Here is an 8,933-nt window from a genome sequence, read left to right as displayed (position 1 = left end):
AACCCTTCAGCAGGCCATAAATTGTATAATTCAGCCTCAGCTTCTTTAAAACGTGCATCAATTTTGGCACAGCATTTTCTGCCTTTATAAGGCTTACCCTTCTTACTACACTTTTTTTCACGCCAACAACTAAACTGTTGACCAAATTGTTCCGCCGGCATCATGTGTTCGTATTCCACGCGACTGGCGCGCTTGCTTCTTTCTGCCGCCTCCTGCATCTGACAGCTTAATAAATCAATTTGTTTCTTCTCGTTATAGGGGCAATCGCAATAAAGTGTGGCGCGATGGGTTTTAAAAATGGTTTCTGCTTTTTTCTTCGCTTGAGTAAAGTTTGCAGGGGGGATTTGCATAAATAAAACTAAAGTTTAAAAAGAATAAGGAAATTAAAAGGATTTGTTTTGTGATGAAAGTACTGTGAGCCACGTTTATAGTCTTTTAATTTTTAAAAGGAACTTAGTTTATCTAACTCCGCTCTCTTTTTCATCGCTTAAACTTTAGTTTTTTAATCGAGAATAGACCAGCGGTCCAGAGCTTGGTAGAAAGGTCATACTTATACTAAACGAGTATAAGCTATCCTATATAGGCCTAGCGCTCCGGAACTTGCGCAGTCCAAGCATGAAAGAGACTGTCTATACTGTACTCATTTAACCATTTGTCACAATGTGTGATGTCTTTAGCCTTAAAGTTAACTTGTGGGTAATCTTTATACTTTATAACTTAATTGAATCATCGCTGATTGAAATAAGCCTTTGATTCTTGCAGTACTTCCTGAGCTTGCAATAATTGCCTTTGGAATAAACCGGCCATAGCTATAAGATAATTGAATAGAGAATTTTTCTCTAACCGATAGATCTAGACCAGTTGAAAAGTAACCAGTGTTCGCCAAAGGGTAGCCAATAGCATTTGTTGAAATGGGAGCTGCATTCGTTTCGTAAAGTATTGAGCCCAAAAAAGCTATGTTCTGATTGAGAGCATATCGAGTAGTGAGTTGATAAGACCAGGTATCTTTCCACTTTGCAGGAACAATGGAAGTTCCTGTTATTGTATTTTTGAAATTTACATTTTTTTCAATAGACCATCCTGACCAGTACAATTTGCCCTCTACTAACCATGACTTAGAAAACCAATGTTGTACGCCTAAATAACCAACAGGGGCTTGAATGATATTTAAAGATAAATTAGGAGTGGAAATATTTCCTAAGGAGCTAGTACCGTGTCCATAGGTATTGACACCCGTATAAAAAGCCATCGTAAGATAATTGAGGGAATTGATTTTATAATAAAGACCCAGGTCGCCTGTGTAATTCCTTCCTTTAATCTTATTAATTTGATTCCCTATCTGGTCAATAAAAGCATCAAGTTCACCGAGCTTGTTGTACTCAAGATTGATTCCCAGTCCAATGGATAAACGATCATTTATTTGATAGCTCGATTGCAGCCCGCCTCGATAATAAAGAAAATAAGTTGTTGTCGAGTTATTCTTAAGAATTGAATTTTTTGGCCATTGTATGTGTCCATAAACACTAGGTGCCATATTTAGTCCTATAACAAATCGATCGTTCAATCGATAAGAGGCTAATAAATAAGGAAGTGAATCATGGACGCTACTTTTCACCCGTCCCCTACCAAGTGCGGTGGTTCCTTTAAAAGTGAGTTGCGGCCCCATAAAAATATTGCCACCAACAAATTGAAAATAGTTTGTTTGTTTTAATTCAGCAGGATTTAGGAAAAAATTTAATGGTTGATCAACAGCTCCATAGACCCTATTAATGAAAATGACATGACTTATAAGAACGATTAAAAGGAAGTGTAATATAAAATTAGACCTCATAGGAGTCCATTTTTAGCGATTTAAATCGTTTTTGAATTGATAAATAGGTGTCTTCCAACACTTGTAAGAGCTGCTGATATAATTCTTCTAATAAATGGGAATGGCCTGCTTTATGATATCGCTCTAAATACTGACAGGCGTACTGCATTCGAGTAGTACCCACATAGGTGGCACCACTTTTTGCCTTATGAGCTAATTTTTCCACTTTATTCCAGTCATTAGTCTCATGAGCCTTGTGAATATCACTTTGAATTATAGGGATATCAACAAGCATCATTTGCAACATTTCATTTAAAATACTCTCATTATCCAAAGTTTCCAGTCCTTTAGCGATATCTAATAACGGAAATTGCTCAAGCTCAAACAACTCTTTTTCTGAGTTAGGTAAATCCATACCTAGGCCTTGATTAGGAGAACTAAATTCGGCTGATTTTTTTGCAGTATCAACACTTTTAAGCAGATACTCATCAAAAATATTGCTTAACGCTTCTATTCGCAAAGGTTTTTGTAATATTTTATTAATCCCAGATTTTGAACCCGATGCCTCTACCTCCTTCTTAGCATGACCAGTTAATGCGATGATGGGCACCGGTTTTTTATGATGATTTTTTTCCCAATCTCTTAAATGTTGAGAAAATTCGATTCCAGACATGGTCGGCAAGCCAATATCAGTAAGAATTAGGTCAAACAGATTCGAAGTGGCAAGAGCAAGAGCCTCTTTACCATCCATCGCAGAAGTAAAACGACAACCGGTTTCTTTAATCATTCCTTCAAGGACTCGAAGAGCAATCCTATCATCCTCAACTAACAGAAGGTGAGGCGTATGATTTTTTTGTTTCATGCTCTTTATTTTCTTTTTTGCTGAGTCCACTGAGTTTGATATAGGTATTGCTTTGCTGGTATCAACTGCAGGATTTCCTAGTTTAAAAGTTAAATCAAAGGCAAAAACGGAGCCTTTATTGACCTGACTTTTTAATTGAATTTTTCCTCCTAAGCGATTTACATATTTTTTTACGATATGTAAACCGATACCATGCCCTTTATACATGCCTTTATAGGAGGGGCTACCCTTATAGAACCGTCTAAAAATTTTGTCCCGTGCCTCATCAGCAATACCAACTCCCGTATCGACAACCATGAAATTTAGCTTTATTTTACGTTTTGACCGCTCAACGACTTTGATGTTGAGTTCAATATGGCCTTTTAAAGTAAATTTAATCGCATTTCCTAGCAAATTGAGTAGAATTCGATTTAACTTGACACGATCGCCAATCACATAGGCAGGAATAGCCTCATCAATATTTATTTTAAAATAAAGATCTTTCAACTTGAGCGTTGGCATTTCAAGCGCTGCAATCGACTCAATCGATTGACGTAAATCAAAACATTCTTCATGAATATCGTCTTCAGAAATATTTTCTGCAGATATAATATCAAGCACGCCATTTAACAAATCCAATAATTGTTCACCACTTTCATTAATTAAATGGGCATCTTCCTTGGCAAGGACGTCTTTTAGATGAAGTTCTAAATTTCTTGCCATGCCAATAATACCCGTTAAAGGAGTGCGAACATCATGGCTCATGTTTGCAATAAACTCTGACTTTGCACGGCTTGCTATTTCTGCCTTCTCCTTGGCATTTTGAAGTGCGGTGATATCCATTGAAATTCCTGCAACCCCAATGATTTCACCATGCATATTTCTTAAAGGAACCCTGCTTGTTAAAAAATGAAACACAATACCATTTGTACCTGGTAGCGGGGGATCTTCGATGCCATAAATTGCTTTGCCTGTTTGAAGGACAGTTAGATCATCATTTTTTAATTTATTAGCCAATCCGTTGGGCCAATTACAAAGTTCCGATAATTCTTCATAAGTTTTTCCCCTGAATTGCTCTAGAGTCATGTTAAGCATGGTCAGAACGTTTTGATTACATCCTAGCATGAGGCAATTTTTATCCATCCAATATACATTACAAGGCATGTTTTCAAGTAGGGTCTTTAATTGATGAATTTCATTCTTACTTTCACTTTCTGAAAAATTAAGGGTCTTAAAGATATGAAATAAACCTTCTGGAGTCTCCACCGAAAACGCTTGCCATAGGTATTTAGTATTATTAATGATTGTTTCAATATTTTGATTAAAGGTCTGAATATGCATAGGAATACGCGCATAATCAGAAATAAAACAAGGAATTCGAGCATTATGGCAAATAGTTGTAAAGGGTTTTCCTTGAGCTTCCAACAAGGTGGAATGAAATAATTTTTCAGCACCCTGGTTAAAAATAGCAACGTGGAAGTGCTCATCCAAAATCACAAGAACTTCTTGTAATTGATTAACGATAGAAAGAAGCAAGGGATTTTGCTTTATGAAATCAAGATAATTTATGGACATTCTGGTATTATACCCATCATATAATCATCATTTACCCACTTTATTATGCAATCAACCTGCTACTTAATTGGCGAAGACAGTCTCGTCATTCAATGTGGGAACCTACTTCTCTCTAATCACTATAGTATCAACTTAGTTATTTCCCCAATAAAATCTATACAGGAATGGGCAAAAAAGAATAAAATTCCTGTTCTTAAATCAATCAATGAAATTGATTTTGATAATACCCCTCCAGTTGAATATATTTTTAGTATAGTTAATAGTCATATTTTATCTTCTTCTTTTATTAACCTTGCTCGTAAGCTTGTTATTAATTATCACGACTCCCTCCTGCCTGATTACGCAGGTTTAAATGCAACAAGTTGGACTATAGTTAATGGCGAATATCAGCATGGAATTACCTGGCATGTCGTCAATGAGCAAATCGATGAAGGTGATATCCTTATTCAACGTTCTTTTCCAATTGAGAACAATGACACGGCTCTCAGTTTAAATTTACGTTGCTATGAACAAGCCATTGATAGTTTTAACGAGCTACTGCATTCTCTTGAATCTGAATCTTATGCGACTAAATCACAATCGTTAGTCAACCGACGTTATTTTTCAGCAACTCACCTCTTGCCCGAGCTTGGTTTTATTCATTGGAAGACGATGTCTGCCGAGCTCATTGTCAGGATGACTCACGCATTACTGCTTGGGCATTATAAAAATAATATTGGGCTGTTAAAAATCTATTTAGGGCAGGATTTTTTAATCGTTTTAGATGCGCAAATTAGCAATAAACCGGCTGATAGAAAAAAGCCAGGTACTATCCTCACTATCGGTTTAGGTGAGATGCAAATCGTGACTTGTAATGGCATTGTTAATATCCATTTCAAATTACCCACTTCTGAGAAACTATTAACTGAGACCATTTCAAAATACAATTTGTTGCCTGGAGTTGAGCTTCCCCTGTTACCCGAAAATTTAATGACACTGCACGCTAAAAGCTATAAGGATGCCTTAACTCATGAACAATTTTGGATTAAACAATTACAAGATTCTGTTGAGCATACCAATTACCCTTCATTATCCAATCAAAAAAAAGAATTTAATCAAGCGGTCAATGCTTTAAAATTAAGTCAATTACCTATAAATCCTTCTCATGAAGAACGCTTTATTATTTTATTAACCAGCCTGTTGATTTATTTTTTGCGACTCAACAACTTTGGAAAAACCTCTTTTTACTTAGTTCCTGATAGACTATCTCCTTCTCAAAAGAATTTGCCTAGCCTTTTTCCTTGTTTTCTACCTTTCAATTGGACTGCGCTAAAACATAGTTATTCTTTTGAGAAGATGATGAAGCTCGTTGAGCAAAAATATCAAACAATACAACATGAGGCAGGTTATTTAGGTGATATCCTCCTAAGGCATCCAGAACTTGAAAATCATGTTGCACCATCGATTGTAATTAGCTTTTCACAGGTTGAATTACACCGTCTACCCAAAAGCACCACTCTTTATATACAAGTGGACAATCACAAGGATTATATCCATTGTTTTCATCGTCTGGATGAGGAACAAAATAAGACGGCATTGCAATTAGTCACTCATTTTAACTGTCATGTTTCTAACATTATTGAATTGTTAGTAAAAAGCCCCCAAACCCTTATCAATGAGTTTTGCTTTCTCAGCGCCGCAGAAAAAAATACTCTCTTGGAATTAGGCACAGGGAAGACCTATTCGCTACCGTCTGATTCGCTGACCACTTTATTTGAAAGGAAAGTCAAAGACGAGCCTAACGCACCTGCTTTATTGATGAATAATAAGACCTTTTCTTATTTACAACTTTGGCAAAAGTCTGAAATCATTGCGGATTTTGTACGAACCAAAGTTCCACCGCAAACCTTTATAGGCCTTTACTCTTCCCGAAAACCCATTATGTTAATCATAATTTTAGGAATCTTAAAAGCAGATTGCGTGTATGTCCCTTTAGATACCAAATACCCTCTCGGTAAAATTGATTTAATTACTACTCGTGCCAAAATTGATTTAATATTGACCACAGGGGAATTTACTCAATATTTAAATGATTTTTTTGCGTCTAATAAGACAATTTCTATTATTGATGCAGAGGAGCAATTAGAAAATGAAGCGCAATCACTAAAACCCTTTAATCAGCCTCTCTTGCGTTCTGCCGACAATCGTCTCGCCTATATCATGTTCACTTCAGGCACAACCGGTGAGCCTAAGGGAGTCGTTATCAGTCAAACAAATGTGATTAATTATTGTTATTGGCTTATTGAAAGTACTCTTTTTTCGTCAAAATCTGTTATGGACTTCTCTTCTTCAATTGCTTTTGATTTATCCGTTCCTTGCACCATTGCCCCACTCATTGCTGGTGGAGCGATTGCCATTTGTTCAGAAGAAGACAAATTTAATCCCAAATTGTATTTAGCCCATTTACTACGGTGTGGAGTCACTCATACTGAACTCACTCCGGGCTACGTAGAGCAATTACTTAATTATCCTGAGGTTGTTTCAAACCTCTATCAACTTAAATACTTAATGCTTGGGGCAGATACGGTGCATACTAACGAAGTAAAACAGTGGTTATCGCTTTGCCCTCATACACAAGTTGTCAATGAATATGGGCCAACTGAAACGACCGTATCTGTTACTTCTTATTTCGTCACACCTGATTTACCTGTTCATTTACCAACCGTACCGATAGGTAAGCCTGCTTTTAACAGCTCTTGTTACGTTCTGGATAAATTCAATAATTTATGCCCTTTTGGGATGAGAGGTGAACTTCATGTTGCCGGCAATCAAGTTTCTCTAGGTTATCTCGAAAAACCTCAAATTACGGCTGAGAAATTTATTCATTTAAATTTTCAAGAAAAGGATTTAATTCGAGCTTATAAAACCGGTGATGAGGTTTGCTGGAATAGTGATGGTCAATTACAATTTTTTGGTCGAAACGATTTTCAAGTTAAGCTTCATGGCTATCGTGTGGAACTACCCGCCATAGAAACCCTATTAATGCAACATGAGGGCATCCATCAAGCAGTGGTTCTGCTTAAAAAGGATGTTAAAGAAAAATTTTTGAGGGCTTATCTGGTAGCTAAAGCAAATAAAACGCTAGCTTTGAATGAATTAAAAACTTTTTTAGCGAATTATCTACCTTCTTACATGATACCTAAAGAATTCTTCTTAGTGAAAAGCATTCCTTTAAAAGAAAATGGAAAAATTAATTTTGAGCGGATAGAAAGTGAGATCTACCACCAATTAATTTCACCTGCCGCAGTTTCCTCTGGTAATCTAACGTCAACACAAGAATACTGTTTAAAAACATGGCAAAATACTTTTCATAAGTCCATTCAAGTTGAAGATAATTTTTTTGATTTAGGTGGCGACTCCTTAATTGCTTTACAAATTATAACGAATCTAAGAAAGCATTATTCCATTCCTATTTCACTAACTTGTTTATTTGAGTGCCCAACTATTTTGTCCCTTTCTGTTAAAATAGATGGACTCCTAAAACAGCATTCGCCCACAAAATTAATCCTTAATTACTCCAATACCTTAATCAAATTGACTACCGGAACTCACCCTACTCCACTTTTCTTAGTTCACCCTGTCGGTGGATCAGTTTTTTGGTATCAACAATTAGCAAAACAACTTGAAGGAAAATACACAGTCTTTGGCATACAAGATCCTAATCTTGAAGAAGATCAATTTGAATTTCAAAACATTGAAGAAATGGCTGCATTTTATTTACAAGCGATCTCATCTGTCTATCAGGGCAATCAATTTTGCTTAGGAGGTGCCTCCTTTGGCGCCACAGTCGCGTTTGAAATGGCTTATCAATTACAACAAGCCGATTTAAAAGTTCACTTTCTAGGATTATTGGATGGTTGGGCTCACTATCCTTCTAGTTTAATGAAAGAAGAGTCCTTAAATCTAATTTCCCAAAGTAACCAGTACTTAACCGAAGAGCAACGACTTCGTTTTTTAAACCAAGAGGAATACAGGAAAAAATTGCTTAGTAATTATGCTCTGCCAACCGTTTCAGCCAACGTTTCTTTGTTTAAAGCTCAAAAATTATGGAAAAGCTTCACCCAAATTAATGATACCTACAATGGTTGGCAAAGCTATGTCGATGGAAAAATCACAGTACATCTTGTACCGGGGACTCATGAAACAATGTTCTTCCATCCTAATATCGAAAAATGGGCTCATTTATTTTTTAATGTTTAATTTTTCTTCACTTCATAGAGTGAAAGACGCTAGTAGCGCTAAAGCTCATGAAGTCAATTTGAAAAGTTAACAAAATGCCACTAGTGCAAACATAGCATGCATCAATACTTTTTATGATTATCGTACATAAATCAATTGTAAATTAAACGAGCATCCTTAGTCAGCACAAGGTTGACTTGTAGAGTCTTTTTTTTAGTGATTGGTATCTATTCGAACGCTTATCTATACAGGGCTAACCACAGGCTTATCCACATAAATTGTGGATAAATGTTAGGGGTAACTATTATCTTTGTAATGCAATCAAAATTTTTTTTTAGACCGTGCTAGTTTTTGGGAACAGTGAAGGTGTTATATATAGAGATCATTGACTTAAGTGTTCCCAAAAATATTTTTCGAATAAGGAAAAATTAAGTAACCGAAAGAGAATAAACGCCTAAATTCATGACTTATTAACAAACAAAAAAAAGA

4 protein-coding genes are annotated in these 8,933 nt (G+C 36.0%); 1 reads left to right on the top strand and 3 read right to left on the bottom strand.

What is annotated here, in order from left to right; genetic code table 11:
• The 3 genes from Ldro_RS16575 to Ldro_RS15260 all read right to left on the bottom strand — a co-directional run.
• A partial coding sequence (locus tag Ldro_RS16575; RefSeq protein ID WP_476630051.1) for an HNH endonuclease family protein occupies window positions 1–350 on the bottom strand: 350 nt, incomplete at its 3' end.
• Window positions 351–703: 353 nt separating this feature from the next.
• On the bottom strand, window positions 704–1,831 hold the full coding sequence (locus tag Ldro_RS15265) for an OmpP1/FadL family transporter (RefSeq protein ID WP_058497295.1): 1,128 nt from the start codon (window positions 1,829–1,831) through the stop codon (window positions 704–706).
• Window positions 1,821–4,226 carry an ATP-binding protein gene (locus Ldro_RS15260; protein ID WP_058497294.1) on the bottom strand — a complete coding sequence of 802 codons (2,406 nt, stop codon included), beginning with the start codon at window positions 4,224–4,226 and terminating at the stop codon, window positions 1,821–1,823. Before Ldro_RS15260 ends, Ldro_RS15265 begins: the two co-directional genes overlap by 11 nt.
• A gap of 45 nt (window positions 4,227–4,271) precedes the next feature.
• On the opposite strand from Ldro_RS15260, the gene Ldro_RS15255 reads away from it, so the two are divergent.
• Window positions 4,272–8,465, top strand: a complete 4,194-nt coding sequence (locus Ldro_RS15255) for an amino acid adenylation domain-containing protein (protein ID WP_058497293.1) — start codon at window positions 4,272–4,274, stop codon at window positions 8,463–8,465.
• Window positions 8,466–8,933 lie beyond the last annotated feature (468 nt).

This window comes from Legionella drozanskii LLAP-1 (genome assembly GCF_001467585.1).
GTDB lineage: Bacteria > Pseudomonadota > Gammaproteobacteria > Legionellales > Legionellaceae > Tatlockia > Tatlockia drozanskii.
Note: the sequence above shows the minus strand (reverse complement) of the source record. Positions and strands in the feature narration are given on the sequence as shown.

Coding starts and splice junctions, on each gene's coding strand:
- Ldro_RS15265 (WP_058497295.1), bottom strand. CDS start 1,831: ATGAGGTCTAATTTTATATTACACTTCCTTTTAATCGTTCTTATAAGT.
- Ldro_RS15260 (WP_058497294.1), bottom strand. CDS start 4,226: ATGTCCATAAATTATCTTGATTTCATAAAGCAAAATCCCTTGCTTCTT.
- Ldro_RS15255 (WP_058497293.1), top strand. CDS start 4,272: ATGCAATCAACCTGCTACTTAATTGGCGAAGACAGTCTCGTCATTCAA.